Source organism: Ancylomarina longa (assembly GCF_003996985.1).
GTDB lineage: Bacteria > Bacteroidota > Bacteroidia > Bacteroidales > Marinifilaceae > Ancylomarina_A > Ancylomarina_A longa.
In genome coordinates, this window is sequence record NZ_RJJX01000004.1 from 49,076 (window position 1) to 66,397 (window position 17,322).

Annotated in this window: 16 protein-coding genes; 10 read left to right on the forward strand and 6 right to left on the reverse strand. The window is 35.5% G+C overall.

The window, feature by feature from the left end; all coding sequences use genetic code 11:
* Positions 1-31: 31 nt before the first annotated feature.
* From DLK05_RS04570 to DLK05_RS04580, 3 genes are all read right to left on the reverse strand, one after another.
* Positions 32-283, reverse strand: a complete 252-nt coding sequence (locus tag DLK05_RS04570) for an NAD(P)H-dependent oxidoreductase subunit E (RefSeq protein WP_127342823.1) — start codon at positions 281-283, stop codon at positions 32-34.
* 113 nt (positions 284-396) lie between these two features.
* Positions 397-1,584 (reverse strand): SpoIIE family protein phosphatase, encoded by a 1,188-nt coding sequence (locus DLK05_RS04575; protein WP_127342824.1) that lies wholly within the window; start codon positions 1,582-1,584, stop codon positions 397-399.
* A gap of 3 nt (positions 1,585-1,587) precedes the next feature.
* Complete coding sequence (locus tag DLK05_RS04580) at positions 1,588-3,306, reverse strand: [Fe-Fe] hydrogenase large subunit C-terminal domain-containing protein (protein ID WP_127342826.1); 1,719 nt, start codon at positions 3,304-3,306, stop codon at positions 1,588-1,590.
* 913 nt (positions 3,307-4,219) lie between these two features.
* On the opposite strand from DLK05_RS04580, the gene DLK05_RS04590 reads away from it, so the two are divergent.
* Together DLK05_RS04590 and DLK05_RS04595 are read left to right on the forward strand one after the other, a co-directional pair.
* Positions 4,220-4,588 (forward strand): DUF6864 domain-containing function, encoded by a 369-nt coding sequence (locus DLK05_RS04590; protein WP_127342828.1) that lies wholly within the window; start codon positions 4,220-4,222, stop codon positions 4,586-4,588.
* A complete protein-coding gene (locus DLK05_RS04595; protein ID WP_127342830.1) occupies positions 4,588-4,845 on the forward strand; it encodes a hypothetical protein in 258 nt (85 codons plus the stop codon). The genes DLK05_RS04590 and DLK05_RS04595 overlap by 1 nt, the downstream gene beginning before the upstream one ends.
* A gap of 116 nt (positions 4,846-4,961) precedes the next feature.
* On the opposite strand, the gene DLK05_RS17820 is transcribed toward DLK05_RS04595, so the two are convergent.
* Positions 4,962-5,204: a hypothetical protein gene (locus DLK05_RS17820; RefSeq protein ID WP_235831951.1), complete on the reverse strand. Its 243-nt coding sequence runs from the start codon at positions 5,202-5,204 to the stop codon at positions 4,962-4,964.
* A gap of 293 nt (positions 5,205-5,497) precedes the next feature.
* Between DLK05_RS17820 and DLK05_RS04605 the strand changes: the two genes are divergently transcribed.
* The 3 genes from DLK05_RS04605 to DLK05_RS04615 all read left to right on the forward strand — a co-directional run bounded on the left by DLK05_RS04605 (position 5,498) and on the right by DLK05_RS04615 (position 8,468).
* On the forward strand, positions 5,498-5,965 hold the full coding sequence (locus tag DLK05_RS04605; RefSeq protein WP_127342832.1) for a pyridoxamine 5'-phosphate oxidase family protein: 468 nt from the start codon (positions 5,498-5,500) through the stop codon (positions 5,963-5,965).
* Between the two features lie 333 nt (positions 5,966-6,298).
* Complete coding sequence (locus tag DLK05_RS04610; protein ID WP_127342833.1) at positions 6,299-7,039, forward strand: glycosyltransferase; 741 nt, start codon at positions 6,299-6,301, stop codon at positions 7,037-7,039.
* Positions 7,023-8,468, forward strand: coding sequence for an ArnT family glycosyltransferase (locus DLK05_RS04615; RefSeq protein ID WP_127342834.1), 1,446 nt, complete (start codon positions 7,023-7,025; stop codon positions 8,466-8,468). Before DLK05_RS04610 ends, DLK05_RS04615 begins: the two co-directional genes overlap by 17 nt.
* Positions 8,469-8,589: 121 nt before the next feature.
* On the opposite strand, the gene DLK05_RS04620 is transcribed toward DLK05_RS04615, so the two are convergent.
* Positions 8,590-8,730, reverse strand: coding sequence for a transposase (locus tag DLK05_RS04620; protein ID WP_209319722.1), 141 nt, complete (start codon positions 8,728-8,730; stop codon positions 8,590-8,592).
* 577 nt (positions 8,731-9,307) lie between these two features.
* Between DLK05_RS04620 and DLK05_RS04625 the strand changes: the two genes are divergently transcribed.
* From DLK05_RS04625 to DLK05_RS04645, 5 genes are all read left to right on the forward strand, one after another.
* On the forward strand, positions 9,308-10,660 hold the full coding sequence (locus DLK05_RS04625) for a TolC family protein (protein ID WP_127342836.1): 1,353 nt from the start codon (positions 9,308-9,310) through the stop codon (positions 10,658-10,660).
* Positions 10,661-10,672: 12 nt separating this feature from the next.
* Positions 10,673-11,584 (forward strand): efflux RND transporter periplasmic adaptor subunit, encoded by a 912-nt coding sequence (locus tag DLK05_RS04630; RefSeq protein WP_127342837.1) that lies wholly within the window; start codon positions 10,673-10,675, stop codon positions 11,582-11,584.
* A gap of 2 nt (positions 11,585-11,586) precedes the next feature.
* Positions 11,587-14,673: an efflux RND transporter permease subunit gene (locus tag DLK05_RS04635; RefSeq protein WP_127342839.1), complete on the forward strand. Its 3,087-nt coding sequence runs from the start codon at positions 11,587-11,589 to the stop codon at positions 14,671-14,673.
* A 69-nt stretch (positions 14,674-14,742) separates the two neighbouring features.
* Positions 14,743-15,429: a 3-keto-alpha-glucoside-1,2-lyase-like domain-containing protein gene (locus DLK05_RS04640; RefSeq protein ID WP_127342841.1), complete on the forward strand. Its 687-nt coding sequence runs from the start codon at positions 14,743-14,745 to the stop codon at positions 15,427-15,429.
* A gap of 186 nt (positions 15,430-15,615) precedes the next feature.
* Positions 15,616-16,140, forward strand: coding sequence for a GNAT family N-acetyltransferase (locus DLK05_RS04645; protein ID WP_127342842.1), 525 nt, complete (start codon positions 15,616-15,618; stop codon positions 16,138-16,140).
* Positions 16,141-16,229: 89 nt separating this feature from the next.
* Here DLK05_RS04645 and DLK05_RS04650 read toward each other — a convergent pair whose 3' ends face one another.
* A complete protein-coding gene (locus DLK05_RS04650; protein ID WP_127342843.1) occupies positions 16,230-16,994 on the reverse strand; it encodes a carboxylesterase family protein in 765 nt (254 codons plus the stop codon).
* Between the last annotated feature and the right edge of the window lie 328 nt (positions 16,995-17,322).

Sequence of the window (17,322 nt, forward strand, 5' to 3'; positions counted from 1 at the left end):
GATCAATTTTAAAATTTGAAGAAACTCAGATTTACACCAGCCCAAAAACACCATTTAAGATCTCATTCACTTTTTCAGGATCGATTTCCTCATACAAATCCTCATTTATCTTCAATATTGGCCCTTTCGCACAGTTTCCGGTACATAATTCACCATGAAAAAACACTTGGTCTTTTAATTTATTTTCTTCCAGAAAAGTGTTTATCGCTTTTAGCGTTTTACCGTTTCCCCTTGAGAAACAAGAACTACCCAAACAAATGGTAATTTCAATTTTATCGGACATTTAGCTCCAGAATTTAGTTTGGAATATGAAGGTTATTTAGTCTTTTTGATTTACAATTAAGTCAGAATAGCAATAGAATTATTTCCAGCGACTATCAACTTAATGTTAAGATTTTAAATATAGCTAAGATCTACTTCTTTTAAAAACTTTTCCTCAAGTAGTGCGACGATGTTTTTTACCACCGTTCGTCTTATTTCCAGTTCAACAGGCAAATTGGGATCCTGATGTGCTACATTAATCCTTGTTCCATTAATCAGAAATATTTTATCGCTATCGATAAGTAATCGTACAATGCAATCTGCAGGGCCGTGACCCAACGCCATACCTTGCTTATGATTTATCAATAATCGATATACTTTACCGAGTGTTAAAATCCCTTCCGTAACCAAATCAATACCTTCTATATGTGATAAGGGGGGCAATTCGTTATCAGTAATCTGTAAATCTACTGATATGGGTTTTTGTAATTCACGGGATACAATACCCGCAGTAGTTCCTCCACAAACAATTTTTGTCCCCTTAAATTCATTTAACTGACGAACCAATTTCGCATCTTTTGATTTTTCGTAGGGAGGTCCGGTGCAAATGATCAAATTTCTAGGCTCCCGATAATACAAAACGGCACAGGAAGTATCATCCTTTGGATCATTTCCATAGTTGGCACAAGCTCGTTCAACTACTTTAGACCCCAGATCGCGAGCCGAAAGAAACACATGTTTTCGAATTAAGCCAATTACAAATGGCTTTAAATTCTCTAAGCCCCAACCAAATGGCCATCGACGGCTGCCCATTCCAGAATTGGTTACTCCATCGGAACAGAATACAATTCTATCCTCCTTTTGTGCCTTAAATCTATAGGAATATAAAACCTTGTCCTTATTGCTATCTCCATCCAATAGTAATTCCTCATAATCCGGAGTTATCGTATCCAAACCTCGTAATATCAAACAATCCGGATTATCATATCTAATGATTCGGGTTTCTCCATCGCACTCCACATCTACAATGGTAAATGTGGAATAGCTGGCTTTTCGTTTGCTACAAACCGGAAGCGTATTCATTATTACCTCTGCAGCTTTACGAATATCCTTATTTACCTTCATGTAATTCAAAATCATGGAAGCAGTTAAGGTTCCTAAGACATTTGCCTTCACACCACTACCTAAACCATCAGAAAGAACCAAAATGGTTCTTCCCTCCTCCTTAATCTTGCGCGACATAAAAACATCCCCGCAAATAGACTGTCCGTGCTGGTTTTGTTGCAGGCATTCTACCTCTAGATAAAAATCTGATCGCTTCATATACTATTCCATTTCGGAAGGAGTATAAAACTCCACTATTGAATTCAACATTTCTTCTGTTTCCGAAGCATTCTCCCCCAGTAGATAGGCAATTTTCTGTACGGTTTCCAGATTTTTCTGATTTACTGATTTTGCTCGTGAAACCACCTCTTCGCGCTGAATAAATGGTTCCGACATATCCCTTATGATAGCTCCCAGCATCTTGTTTTTCTGTATACTAAAAACACTTATGTGGAGCATTTTACTTCCAAAGCGAACATCTCGCTCCAGGTGTTCTTCTCCCGTAGCGAGTACCGATGCAAAAAGCTTATGGAAAGGAACTATCTTTTGAAGATCGGCATCTGCTAAGCCAGGAATCGCTTCGTAGATGGATTCTATTTCCCCTCCAATAATTCTGGCAAAATTCTCATTCGCCTCAATTACTTTTAACTGATCGTTTACAATTACCACTCCGGATGGTATTTTCCGAAGCAAAGCCGAAGACTTATCCTGTGCTATTTTTCGCATATAGGAGACACACATGTTTGGTTCTGATCTGTCCTCGAGATAAGCTTGTGCAAATTCTCTACAACTGTTGTAACCGCAACCGCCACAATTAATTTCATCCTTTTCGGAGTATTTGCCAATCATGGTTAGAGCTTCCTTAATACTATTTTCGGAATGCTTATTATGCTGTATCGGCACGATAGAATTAAAATTACGGCGAATAGAAAATGATGTGTGGAGATAAAAGGCTTCTTCCTCTTCTGTATTGTTGATTACTTCCAATCGCTTTAATGCCGTTGAGTATGATTTACTGGTTCCCGGACCATTCACACAACCACCATCGCAAGCAAGTAATTCTAAAAACAACTTGCCAGAACCTTTAAATTGGTCTAAATCGTTTAATACATTCTGAATATTTGAGATTCCTGAAAAAGTCATATACACAGCATCGGTAGCTGTGGTATTGTTTTTCACTCCCATAATCATTCCTCCATCAATAGGATACAATATTCCTTTCCCTGCTTTTCCAGGCACAAACTTATCATTCTGAGAAGAATCAGGAAACAGATAAGGATCAATACTTTCCTCTTCCAACCACTTCACCAAATCAACAAATGTTATTGAAGCATCCAGTAATTCTGGAAATGCATCACTTTCTGCTTTTTTGGCAATACAGGGACCAATAAATACCACATGTACTTTATCTCCAAAAGTTTCTTTTAGATATTTGGCATGGGTTAATAAAGGCGATAAAAAGGGAGTGATATTATTCCGGTACTGCGGATAGTGTTTCCCTATCATCTCTACCACCGAAGGACATGCCGATGAAATAAACAGACCTTTCTCTTGCTCCGCCATAAAATCAGACACATGACGGGAAACCTCCTGCGCTCCCAATGCTGTTTCTGATACTGCTTTAAAACCAAGCGACTTTATAGCTGCAATCAATTGCTTTTCGGAAAGATCAGGAAACTCGGTAACAAAAGATGGCGCCAAAGAAACAATGACTTCCTTCTTATGTCTCAATAGCTTTTTCACCTTCTCTACATCATTACGTACCTTTTTTGCATTTACGGGACAAATCTGCGTGCATGTACCACAATAAATACAATCATCCTGTAGGATCTGCGCTGAATTATTCACCACCTTAATAGCTTTCAATTTACATTCCCTTATGCATTTATAGCAATCCTGACAATCATTTTGCTCGGTATAAACCGGTTTTAAAACATCCATTATTACTGATTTCGATTGTTTTAGAATAATTTGATTAACCCATTTCTTTCACACAAAGCTCAGAATTTATGTTCTGGATTAGCCTTAGATCAGGATATTCTAAAACACATACTTGTTATTCATAAATGATTTAAATAAGCAGTTTTAGTCACCGCGTTTACACGTCCTGTTCGAATTTTTTACGTCCTGTCGCTTTAACCGCAAACCCTGTTGGGTTTTTAGATGTCCTGTTAGCTTATCATCATTTCCTGTTGTTTTTTAACTTGTCCTGTTAGGCTTGCTATTACTCCTGTTGATTTTCAGAGCGTCCTGTTACATTTTTACTCCCCCTGTTGACTTATTACCAATCCTGTTGTTATTTACCTCGCCCTGTTACTTTCAAACTCGCCCTGTTCAACAGGACAGCTATTTTCGTAACAGGACGAGCAAAATCCTAACAGGGTGACATTTTACCCAACAGGGCGACTATTTTCGTAACAGGACGACTTTAGATCTAACAGGGCGACTATTTTCGCAACAGGATTACCTAAAACCCGGCAGGACTACTTCTACAATTTTGTTGGTATAAATCTTATTTAAAATGATTCTATGATCATAAATATAAAAAGCCTTCTGGATATTAAATAATATATATATTTTTAGGGGGCTGAAACAATAGTGATAGATTTTGTATTGTTTTTAATAGGAACAGACCTAAGATACATTCAAGATATACCAAGACATAGTTCGTCTAAAACAACAGAAATTTATACCCATGTTTGCAAAAAGTCTCTTGCAAAAATCAAGAGTCCATTAGATGTAATTTTAACCAATAACGACAAGAATAACAGTAACTTAAAAAAGACGTCAGATAAGTGATATAAGACGCATAGCGTCTTATCCACTTGTTACCTGCAATATTTAATACAAAACTATGATAGTATCACAGAATAAAAATGGACAAAATAGATTATTGGTTTACAATGAATCTGTTTTAATGCCAGATAAAGATGATAACCTAACTTTTATAATCGAAAATGAAAATTTGAATTATAAAATTAGATTTACATTTTCTCAAGAAGGTGAGAAATATTCCACTACTTTTTGGGAAGATTCGAATGCAGGATATCTACACTATCAACTGAATAATTGGGATAGTAGTACTTATGTTGAAGTAACCAAACCTGTGGAATTAAAAGTACTTAATTCAGATTCTAAGTTTTGGATGAAATTTAGGAATCAGTCGCTTGAAAACAAAAATCATCGGAAGTTTCAACTAAGTATTTGGAAGGAAATTGAGTAATGGAAAATAATGACATGAACTTAGTTCCCCAGACAGGACCTGTAGCAGGAGAACCAGCCAAAAGTAAAGTTGATTTATTTTCGGGTGAACATACAACTTCTTTAATTGTAGGAGTTCTTTTTATAATAGTATTTATTGGTTTAATAATTTATGTATCTGTCAAGACAAGCTATGTGAATTTAATCCTAAATGGTTTCTTTTCGTTACTAAGTTTACTTGGGGGCTTTTTTGCTGGTTCACAGATCAATAAAAAATAAAGTTGCCAATCGAGTAGGCAGCCGCTAGGCGTTAAGCCTAGCGGAGAACCTCTCACACCACCAGATACTTTGCAAAGCTCAGCATAAACCAAGCGGGTCACGTATACGGCGGTTCGTTAAGTTATGGAGAATAAAGTATCACGTCTAACAGGCGTGATTTGTTTGTAAATGTCGAGCATAGATTCATAACCGCGTTTCTTCAGCCTTTCAAGGGTAATGGTCGTTCTCAAAATAGGACTCTGAGCTATTGCCCAGCCTCCCATTCGTGAACGAGACCATGCATAGGCTTGTCCTTGCTGAACACCCAAGCGGATAAGGCTTCGCCTTTTCTTTTCGGGTTTGTTATTCCCTTCGGTCATGAGCTCCGCTACGCTTCGGTACCAATGGTGCCAAATGCAATACCTGAGCCTGTTGCGCAACCAACCGTCGAGATCTTCAAGTTTGTTTAAAATACTTGCCATACAGAAGTTGTTAACCCAAGCTCGCTGAACCTCAAAGCAATGACTTGTTCTATATTGGTGAATCCTTTTTTCGCTCTCATATCCTTAATTATTTAAGGAGAAAATAATTAAAGATACATTAATGTATAGATAAGCGTTTTATTGTTATATTTGAAAAGCTATCCCGAAGGGATTTAGTTCAACTACTCGCAATGGACCACAAAATCAGAAAACAAGAACGAAAAGTGAGTGATTCCGAAGCTATTGAAATATTACAGCAGGGAGAATTCGGTGTACTTTCCATGTGTACTACAGAAAAAGAAGGATATGGCATTCCTTTGAATTACGTATTACACGATAATGCCATCTATTTTCATGGAGCCAAGGAGGGGTTCAAATTAGATACTTTGCAGATGAATAATAAAGTTTCCTTCTGTGTGGTAGGAAAAACAAGGATACTTCCTGATAAATTTAGCACTATCTACGAAAGTACAATTGCTTTTGGGTCTATATCGGAGATTGAAGGTTCAGAAAAACAGGCTGCATTAGAATTGTTCCTTGAAAAATATTCTAATGATTTTATCCCTAAAGGGAAAAAATACATAAATAAATTATACGATGAAGTTCTCATTTTAAAGCTAAGCATTGAAAACCTTACTGGTAAAGCTCGAATGCAGTAAATTTCAACGCCAAATCACTTTTTAACAAGCGTCTAATCTACCAACTAGTACAAGACTGCAAGCCCGGTCATACAATTGACATAATCAACTCATTTACAACTCAGAATAGCAGAAAAAATGATGCGCTGTATTGCTTTCCTCAATCAGACGCTTATCTTTGAGATCTGAATTTAGATGCTGTTAAGATATTTAAGACAGCATAAAATAGTATTCTTAGATACGAACATTCTTTTTGTAGTATGAAAATTCACACAGGAAATCAGGAATGAGTCGCAGGACAAACAGTTAGATTCTATGATTAACAAGTCAATTCTAAGTACTTAAATCCATACAATGAGTTTAGCAATAGTAGTACCTTGTTATAATGAATTTGACAGACTTCCTAAAGCGAAATTTATTCAGTTTCTACAAAACAATAAAGATTGCTCCATTATTTTTTCTGATGATGGCTCCACAGATAATACCAATCAACTTCTGGAACAAATCAGGAAAACTGCTCCCGATAATGTATTCATTAATACCTTGATAAAAAATAGAGGAAAAGCTCATGCAGTGAGAGAAGGTGTTTTATTCTGTTCCCGAAATAAATTGGAGTTTGAAAAAATTGCCTATCTCGATGCCGATCTTTCCACCTCTCTGGAAGAGTGTCTGCTTATTAGTCAGGAGATAAAGGAATCGGTCTATTTTGCCTTCGGATCGAGAATTTCCAAGATAGATAATAATATTACTCGAAAGCTATATCGTCACCTTATTGGAAGATTTACTGCCACACTTATTTCCAATGTGCTAGGGCTGGCAGTTTATGATACGCAATGCGGCTGTAAAATTTTCACCAAAAACTTAGCAAATGAGGTGTTTGAGGAAGATTTCATCTCAAAATGGTTGTTCGATGTAGAGATATTTTACCGTATCATACAATTAAAAGGTAAAGAAAAAATGAGGCAGAGTTCGAGGGAAATTCCTTTGCAGACCTGGATAGATACTGATGGTTCGAAGGTTAGTTTCACCTACTTCTTTAAGATGTGGAAAGATTTGTTTCTTATTTACAAACGATATAATGAAAAGAAAAAATAGCTTTATAAGTAACCCAAATTTCTACATCATTGCAGTTATTGGAATAATTGTGCTAAGGTTATTCCTCAATGGCTTTATACCTTTAATGGACAAAACAGAAGCCAGATATGCAGAAATTGCCAGGATCATGGTCGAAACCAATAATTGGATTACCCCACAAATTGATTATGGTGTTCCTTTTTGGGCAAAACCTCCCCTATCAACATGGTTATCGGCATTAAGCATGAAGGCGTTTGGTGTAAATGAGTTTGCAGTAAGATTCCCTTACCTTTTACTTTGTGTAGCACTGGTTATCCTGATAGGGCAATTTGCTAAAGAAAAAAAATTGCCATTTTTCCTTTCCGGATTTATACTTTTAAGCTTACCCGAATTTTTATTACACGCAGGAGTTGTATCTACAGATACAGCCCTTTGTTTCTTTATTACCCTTGCCATGCTTTCTTTTTGGAAAGCTATTCATCTCGAGAAAATATCAGGCTGGAGCTACCTGTTTTTTGTGGCCTTAGGATTAGGCTTATTATCAAAAGGCCCAATTGTAGTAATTCTGACTATGCCCCCCATTGTTTTATGGGTAATGTTATTCAAGGAATACCGCAATGCACTCAAAAGATTCCCCTGGATATTGGGATCGATTATTAGCTTAGCAATTGCCGTTCCCTGGTATTATTTAGCCGAACTTAAAACAAAAGGTTTTATTGATTATTTTATAGTTGGTGAACATTTTAAAAGATTCTTCGATGCTAGTTGGAAGGGAGATAAATATGGATTCCCTAAAAAACAACCTCTCGGAATTATATGGGTCTTTTTATTTGCTTTTGCCATGCCATGGATACAACTAGTTGCTGCAAAAACATGGAAAATCAGAAAAGAACTTTTGAAAAACAAATGGCTGGTCTTTTTACTTTTCTGGTTAATTTGGACTCCCTTGTTTTTTACTGTTTCCCGTAGTTTGATTCATACTTATACCCTACCTGTAATGGTGCCAGTCGCCCTGTTGGCTCTGCACTTTTGGGAATCCATTAAGAATAAAAAACGAATGGTGCTTATAAGTTTAATTTTACCTTTTTTAGCAATAATAACTACTGTTGTGGCTTTAACAGATAATAATTTGGAGAAATACAGCAATACAGATAAATATTTGATTCAGGAGCAATTAAAGAATAATGATCTGGATCTATTTTATTTAGGGCGAAAGTCGTATTCCAGTCAGTTTTATAGTAAGGGACACATGAAGAGTATTACCCCTGCTGAATTAACAGAAAAATTGAAGCACAACAAAGCATTCAACATCATTATTCCTCACAAAAGATTAAAGATTGTCGATCCTTCGGATTGCAGTAAAATGCAGATTCTCAAATCGAATTCTAAAAAGGATGCATACGTATTTCGGCCAAATTCCAGTCAGTCGATTCCTGCCTATAAAGAATAGGAATTAACAGAAGAGAAATAGTTTTCCTGCCGCTTGCCCAAACTTAGGAAAACTATTTTTGGTTTTAAAAAGCCAGAATATGAAAGTAATGGATCAAGCCGAATTACTGGGGATTAAAATTTCAGGTATCGATATTAGCTAATCTGAACAAAAAGAAAGGGATATCTCTCACGCCTCTGAGCGTAGCTCTAAAGGCTCTTATTTTGGCGTTAAAAGATTCAGCAAAAACATTGGTTGTTCGGTTTTCAAGATAATTCAGGATGCGCTAAGAATGATCATGATTAGAATTCGTGATTCAGCTGTCTGCCAACGATTAAAACTATACATCTAAAACAATCCTCGCACAAGGAAAAGGAATCTCAAAATGCTTGGAGTTGTTTCTGCACTATGAAATGAGGTCTCAAAATACTTGGGGCTGCTTCTGCACAAGGAAGGAGCAGTAAAAATTCCTTTAAAGTTGCTGATTACAGTAAATCTGAAGGTAATAAAAAGCGAACCAGGCGTTCATAGTGTGTGGTGTGGTGTCGGTCCTATCTTATTAAATAGGACAGTAAAGATAAAACCTTTATTATTCTTCCCAAATTTTTGACTTGATCCGAAGTAGTATGCATTTTATCTTATAAGTAAAATAATTACTTCCGGATTCAACAAGCATTCTCATTCCAATCAAGTGACGCAATTGATGATTAATTTCTTTTCCAGTAAGAGCTTGCCAAAATCCTTTTAAGAAGCGTAAAATATTACTACATATTCTAAATTTATTCAAAAAGGAAAAGTAAATTGGCCAAATAAAATTTTCAATATTTATTGGAGATGCAGCTTACTGCAAATCCATTAACATGAAGTTTTCAGATGAAGAGATAACCGGATATAAATTCTGGTTTTTATTTTTAACACGGAACAATAAAATGAAGAATTTATTTTTGTCTTTGATTGTTATTATAGGCTTCAATCAAAATACATACGCTCAAAATAGCTTACAGCATTATATAAAAATAGCAGAGCAGAATAGCCCTTTAATTAATAAAAGCAAAAATGACAATAAAATATTGTCATTAGATCTTAAACAAATTCGGAGTATTCTCTCAAAACCAACAATAAATTTAGAGGCCAATGTGCTATTTGCACCAATCATCTCCCAAGATAACAAGCACGATAAACTACAGCTGATTTCCGAAGGAGCCAACTCCTATAATGGTTATGATTTATCCTATTCCGATGGAGGACAGTATCAATCCTTTGTATCCATAAATCAGCCTCTCTTAAACGGTTCTTTATCCAAACTACATAAGCAGAAAACGGATATTTCGACCCGTTTAAATGATAATACCATTAAGTTAACGCAGCACGAATTGGAGCAATTGGTAAGACATCAATATATTCTTTGTTTGAAAGCGGAAAAACAGGCTAAACTAAGTAATACCTTATTTTTAGGATTACAGAAACAGTTGAGAATCATGAATAAATTGGTAGAAAATGCCATTTATAAACAAACCGATTTAATGCTAATGCAGATAGAGATTCGAAATTATGAAATACAATATCAGCAATACAGAACGGAATATAGAAACAGCTTATCGGACTTAAATCTACTTTGTGGAATTAGGGATACAAGTACAGTAAAGATTCAGGACGTTCATTTCGAATTACAAACCAAAGCAGATGAACAATCCCCATTTTTAAAAAAATATGAATTGGATAGTTTGCGTATTCAAACCGATCAAATGTTGTTCAACCAAAAGTACAAGCCACACCTTAATGTATTCGCCAATGCTGGAATGAATGCTGTTTATCAACCTTCGCTAAAGCGATTTGGAATGGCAGTAGGTGCAAATCTTAGTTGGAATATTTTTGATGGCAATCAAAAGAAAATTGAACACAGCAAATCTGTAATAAAATTGCAAATCTTAGATTTCGAAAAACAGAATTTCATAAATCGAAATCAAATTTACAAGAACAAGTTCCTAACTCAAATTCAACTAATAGAGAATAGCATTAAAATTACGAAAGACCAACTGGAGGAGTACCAAAAACTCATGAAAGTCTATTCCTTTGAATTATCCCAGGCACAAATCTCGATTATGGATTTCAAAAACCTAATCCGGGATATATCAGCGAAAAAACAAGAATCCTTGCTCTTAGAAATGCAAAAACAAGCTTTGATTAGTAGTTATAATTATTGGAATTTTTAAAAATTTTCAAAAATGAAGAATCTCACTATAGTATCCCTAATGGTTTCGACAGCTTTACTGCTGTTTTCGTGTCAGAAAATAAAAAAAGAACAAAAAGAGGCAAATCCAAAAGTTCAGGTACAACTAAGCCATCTCTCTACAGGTTATTTGCCTGACTTTATTAACCTCACAGGAAAAACCATCTATCTGAATAAAAGTAATATCATCGCCCCTATAAGCGGATACATCACGAATGTAAGTGTTAAGCAAGGAGATAAAGTAAAAAAAGGTCAATTACTTTTCGAGATGCAAACCTCGGAAGCATACCTGATGAATCAAAAAGAGAAAAGCGAGCAACTTTATGGAAACATTAAAATATATGCGCCAAATACCGGACGATTGGTCAGTTTGAATATTGTAAATCAGGGTGTATATGCAGACAAAGGAACATTAATGTGTACTCTTTTGGCATCTAATGATTTAAAACTACAGGTAAATCTTCCTTTTGAATATAACAAATGGGCAAAAACAGGTAATAAATGCAAAGTCATTTTACCCGACAACAAAAGCATATCTGCTACTTTTTCGAAGGTACTACCCCAGGTAGATGAATTATCTCAAACGATAAAAGTATTGGCAAATCTGGAGACCCAACAATTTATTCCGGAGAATATGATCGTAAAAGTATTACTCGACAAAAGCAAAAAACATCAGGCACAAATCCTGACAAAACAATGTTTACAAACCGATGCCTTGATGAGTCAGTTTTGGGTAATGAAAATGCTTAACGATAGCGTGGCAGTAAAAGTTCCGGTAAAAATTGGAAATCAAAACCATGATTCGGTCGAAATAATTTCTCCAAAGTTTAATGACCAAGATTTATTTATTAGCGAAGGCGCTTATGGCTTAGGAGATACAGCTTTGGTGGAAACAGTAAAAGAATAAACATGAAGAACAACTTTTATCAAACGCTAAAAAAACCAACATTATTAGTTGGTATCCTCATCTTTATTGCCGGTGTGTTTTCATTTACAAAAATGCAAACCAATCTGTTTCCTGATGTTCAATTTCCACGAATCTCCATTATTGTAGATGCCGGGCAGATTCCCATCGACAGGATGATGATAACAGTCACCCAACCTATCGAAAGTGCTGTTAAAAAAGTGAATGGAGTACGTATTGTAAAAAGTAATACAAGTAGAGGAAGTGCAACCGTAGAAGTATATTTTGACTGGGGGCTGGATATTTATGCCTTGAAACCGCAGTTGGAAAGTCGAATCAACGAGATTAAGAACTTTTTACCTCCGGGAGTAAATATATCTGCCGAAGTGATGAACCAATCCCTTTTTCCGGTTTATGGTTTCACCCTCGAGAATCCTACCAAAACAGATGTCGATTTAAAAGATATTGCCAATGTTATTGTTCGCCCGGGTTTTTCACAAGTAAATGGTATTTCAAATGTGGTAATTCGGGGGGGAAGAAATAAAGAATTTGTAATCGCTCCCATTCCAGAAAAAATGACAGCTTTGGGAATTGTACCTCAGGATATAATCTCCTCTTTCGACAATAGTAATTTCGTTTCCTCAGCAGGTCTGTTACCAGATCATTACCGCATGTATCTCACCTTGCTCGACACACGGGTGCAAGATTTAAATGAATTGAATAATACCGTCATTAAGAATATTAATGGCAGGATTATCAGGGTAAAAGACATTGCTAAAATTAAGCTGGAAGAACAACAAGAATTTGTAAAAATTAATGCTAATGGCAACAATGCGGTTATCGTTGACATCATTAAACAACCAGGTGTAAACCTTACTGATTTTGCAGATGATGTAGAATTGAAAGCACAAGAAATTAGAAAATTATTACCCAAAGGTTTTGAGTTAAAACCATACTACAACCAAAGTACTTTTGTTACCGATAGTGTGGATGGTACCATGAAAACCATTTACGAAGGATTGCTGTTAGCATTTATTGTAATTATTCTTTTCCTACGCTCCTGGCGCTCCAGTTTAGTTGTGATACTCACTATTCCTGTTACAGTAGCCTTTTCATTTTTGGTTTTGCATCTGGTTGGCATCACCATAAATATCATGTCGCTTGGCGCAATAGCAGCTTCCGTAGGTTTAATTATTGACGATGCCATTGTCATCATCGAACAGATTTATAAAAACCACGAAGATTATCCCGGGAAGAATAAATATCAAGTGGTACAGATGTCTATTAAATTTCTGTTACCAGCAATGATTGCTTCCTCTTTATCTACCATTGTGATTCATTTCCCATTCCGATTGATGAGCGGATTGGCAGGAAGTTTTTTCAAAATATTATCCGATACCATGCAACTTACCATGATTGTATCCTTTCTGGTAACCTGGTTGCTCCTACCCGTATTTCATATTTTTATAGGATATAAACACAAATTAAAACCAAAAACCAGAAAAGATCCGGAACAAACCATATCGGCTCTTGTTTGGTTTTACAACAAACCTGCATTCTCCATTATTTTTGTATTGCTGCTTATTTCCGCTGCATATTTTGCAACAACTAAACTAGAAACCGGCTTTCTGCCTGAGTTGGATGAAGGATCTATTGTAATGGATTACTACTCGCCTCCTGGTACCAATATTGATGAAACAGACAGACTTTGCAAAGAAATGGAGAAGGTTATTTTGGCTAATCCCAATGTGCAAAGTTATTCGAGACGAACAGGTATTCGAATGGCTTTCAGAGCTCATCCTGCAAACGAAGGCGATTATTCCATTCAATTAAAGCAAAATAGAAAAGAAACAACACAAGAAGTAATTGCTGATTTAAGACACGATATAGCAGCAAAAGTACCAGTGTTAAACATTGAATTCGGACAGCGTATTGCCGATTTGCTGGGAGATTTGATTGGTAAAGCCCAACCCATTGAAGTAAAAATTTTTGGTAACAATTATCAAAAGCTTCAAGATATTGCAGACAAATGCCATCTGGTTATGGATAGTATTCCCGGAATTGTTGATATTGATGACGGATTGGTGCCTGAAGGTCCTTCGCTTATCCTCCAACCAAAATTAGATAAATTGGCTCTTTATAACATTTCGCTTACCGATATGGAAACCCAATTAAAAGCCATTATCGAAGGAGTTCCTTTGGGCAGAAGTGCCAATATTCCAACACCTTCGCCAGATCAGGCAGCCATGACTTCCGGCTTACAAATTGGCGACATACAAGAAGGTCAGCAAATGCGAAGAGTAATCATGCGTTTTGTTGATTTCGCGGATAACGATCTGGAACTCCTCAAGAAACAAGCTATTTTCTTACCAGATGGCACTACTCGTCCTTTTTCTTTCTTCTGTAATGTGAAGCTAAAATCGGGCGATGTAATTGAAAGTAGAGAAGATTTAAAACCAACAATCATTCTAACTGCACGATTAGAAAATAAAGATTTAGGAACAGCTATTACAGACTTAAAAACCGAGTTTGCCAATAAAATCAATTTACCACGTACTTATTTTATTGAGTACGGTGGTGCTTATGCTCAGCAACAACAATCCTTTAAAGAGTTGATGATGATATTAGCATTGGCAACACTTTTTGTTTTTACGGTACTAATGTTTTTATTCAAGCGTTGGCGTATAGCTATAATGATTCTGTTCCTATCGCTATTGGGAATTTCCGGCAGTTTACTTATGCTGTATGCTTTTAATATCCCTTTAAACGTTAGTAGTTACACCGGTTTGATAATGATTGTGGGGATTATCGCAGAGAATGCTATATTCACGGTTTATCAATATTTTACTGATTTAAAAGACCATGATCGGCAATACGCAGTAACAAATGCCATTGCATTGCGTTTGCGTCCTAATTTAATGACAGCCTTAAGTGCTATCCTGGCACTAATTCCACTAGCCAGTGGAATTGGTATCGGAGCACAAATGCTACAAGCCTTAGCTATTGCCGTAATTGGCGGTTTTATAGTAGGTTTACCTTTACTATTAATTGTTTTACCAACTTTTTTAAGACGTATTAAATTTAAGCACTAACAATTCTTAAAAGAGAATATCTGTTAAAACCTTATAGTTGTAAAATTGTTCTAATCTAAATTTTAAAAAATGTATCTTTTAAATAGTAGTATTTCATTTTTAGTGTTTTTGACATTGATTTTTCATCAACCAAACACCAACAGAATAGTACAAAAAAGTCAATCTGAATATAAATATTCTTCGGACACCTTATTCGATTTTGAAAATTATAAGCTTAACAAAATCCCCACAGATTGGAAATTATTTGTTACCGGAAAAGGAGAATTATGCAATTGGAAAATAAAAAATGATGGAGAAGGTAATAAGGTTTTAGCACAATTATCAAAAGATAAAACCGACTACCATTTCAATTTAATCATTAACGAGTCATTAAATTACAAAGATGTTCAACTGCAAATTAATGTAAAAGGTGTTTCTGGTAAAGGCGATCAAGGTGGTGGTCCCGTATGGCGATTTCAAAATGAAAACAATTACTACGTAGCCAGAATCAATCCTCTCGAAAATAATTTCAGAGTTTACAAAGTGGTAAATGGCAATCGTAAAGAACTTAAAAGTGCCAATATCAAAATTAATACTGCTCAGTGGTATAAACTAAAAATAAGCATGCTTGGTAACGAAATAAAATGCTATTTAAACGGCGAGCTTGCTTTGGAAACAACAGATAATACTTTTACCGATTCTGGCAAAATAGGCCTTTGGACTAAATCAGATGCTGTAAGCTATTTTGATGATTTTAGTATTACTGAGGCTTATTAATCCTTTCATTTTAAAATACAGGTCAATACCAATGATTTATTTACAGATACAAATTGAGAATAATAGGTAAAAACAAAAATCCATTTGAAGTAGTGCATTCTAAATCTCTTTACCCTTATTGTTTATTATACCGCTACATTCTCGTGATTATAAAAATCAAATACGAATACAAGAAAACATCGAACAATGATTAAAGCAACTATTACAATCAGAAATGCAAAACCAGAGGAATTTGAGGAAATTGGAAAGCTAATGGTTCATGTCTATTCTCAATTGGATGGATTTCCAAAAGAAACAGAGCAACCAGATTATTATAAAATGCTTGCAAATATTGGAGAACTGACAAAAAAACCGGAAGCTGAATTGCTAATTGCCCTTTCTCCGAAAGAAAAAATTGTGGGAGGAGTAGTGTATTTTAGCGATATGCAACATTATGGTTCAGGAGGTACGGCTACCAAAGAGAAAAATGCATCAGGATTCCGTTTGTTAGCAGTAGATCCTTCAGCCAGAGGTTTAGGCATCGGAAAACAATTGACTCTGGAATGTATCAGAAAAGCAAAACTTAAAAAGAATGCTCAAGTAGTTATACATACCACAAAAGCGATGCAAACAGCATGGAAAATGTACGAAAAGATTGGATTTAAAAGATCAGAAGATCTGGATTTTATGCAAGGAGAACTTCCAGTATTTGGTTTTAGAATGACATTTTAAGCAAAAACATCCCCCTATTTATTCAAGTGCCAGTACAGAATACAGTACTGGCACTCGCTTTTACATTTCTATTATAAATTTCACATCAACTACTGATGCTGACGAAATAGCCAAGTCATCATTTGCTTATCAGAATAGGCCTCCAACCACGAAAAATGACCTACTTCAGGATATTGAGTAAATCCGGGATGTGCACCTGCCTTTACCAAAGCATTCAACATATCAAGAGAGTACAAGCAATTTACCGCAGGATCTTCTGCCCCATGAAAAATCCATATAGGAATATGCGCTATGCTTTCGGCTTTGGAGCTATCACCAGCACCACAAACAGGTACTGCTGCAGCAAATAAATTTGGATAACGTTCTATGGCATCATAAGTACCATATCCACCCATCGAAAGCCCTGTAATATAAATTCTATTCCTATCAACAGCATGTGTTCTCACAAACTGATGAATCAGATCAACCAATAAGTTCATTGATTTGGAAGGAGTAGATTTCATCAGAAATACACCGGTACTGTCATTCTGATAATAATTAGCCCATTGCTCCTCTTTCGGACACTGTGGCGCAATTACAAAAGCAGGATGCAAGCTCAAAGCCTCATCAGTAGCAAAATTTAAAACTCCCCATTTTAGCTGAGCTTCATTATCACTACCGCGTTCACCAGAACCGTGTAAAAAAACAATTAATGGGAATTTACGAGTTGTATTATAATCCGGACTAAGCAAACGATAATTTAAGGCTGTTCCATCCTTACCAGTGAATTTCTCAAAACCAAATCGATTCGATTGAGCGCTGCTATTGCTAATAGAAAAGCAAATACATAACAATAATAAAATAATTTTTTTCATATGAATTTATTTTGATACTATTTGGAATCTAGCATTTGATAACACTATAATGACCTATAGTTGAAAGCATCTCAAAAATACAATAAATGTGTCATCAACAAATTAACATGTAATCTTTTTCTCTATTCAAAAGTGTATTTAGACTATCAATTAGAAAAAATAAAAGAACTTGTTAATTTTTCGGAAGTATAATAATTTCAACCTTGTTTGAAGATGTCTTTATTACTGCTGTTAAAACCGTCGATATATTTTACTGATCTTCCTGTAGAGCTAAGAAAACAAAAGCAGAAAATGTGATTTTCTATGATCCTGTACAAGTTATTTACTA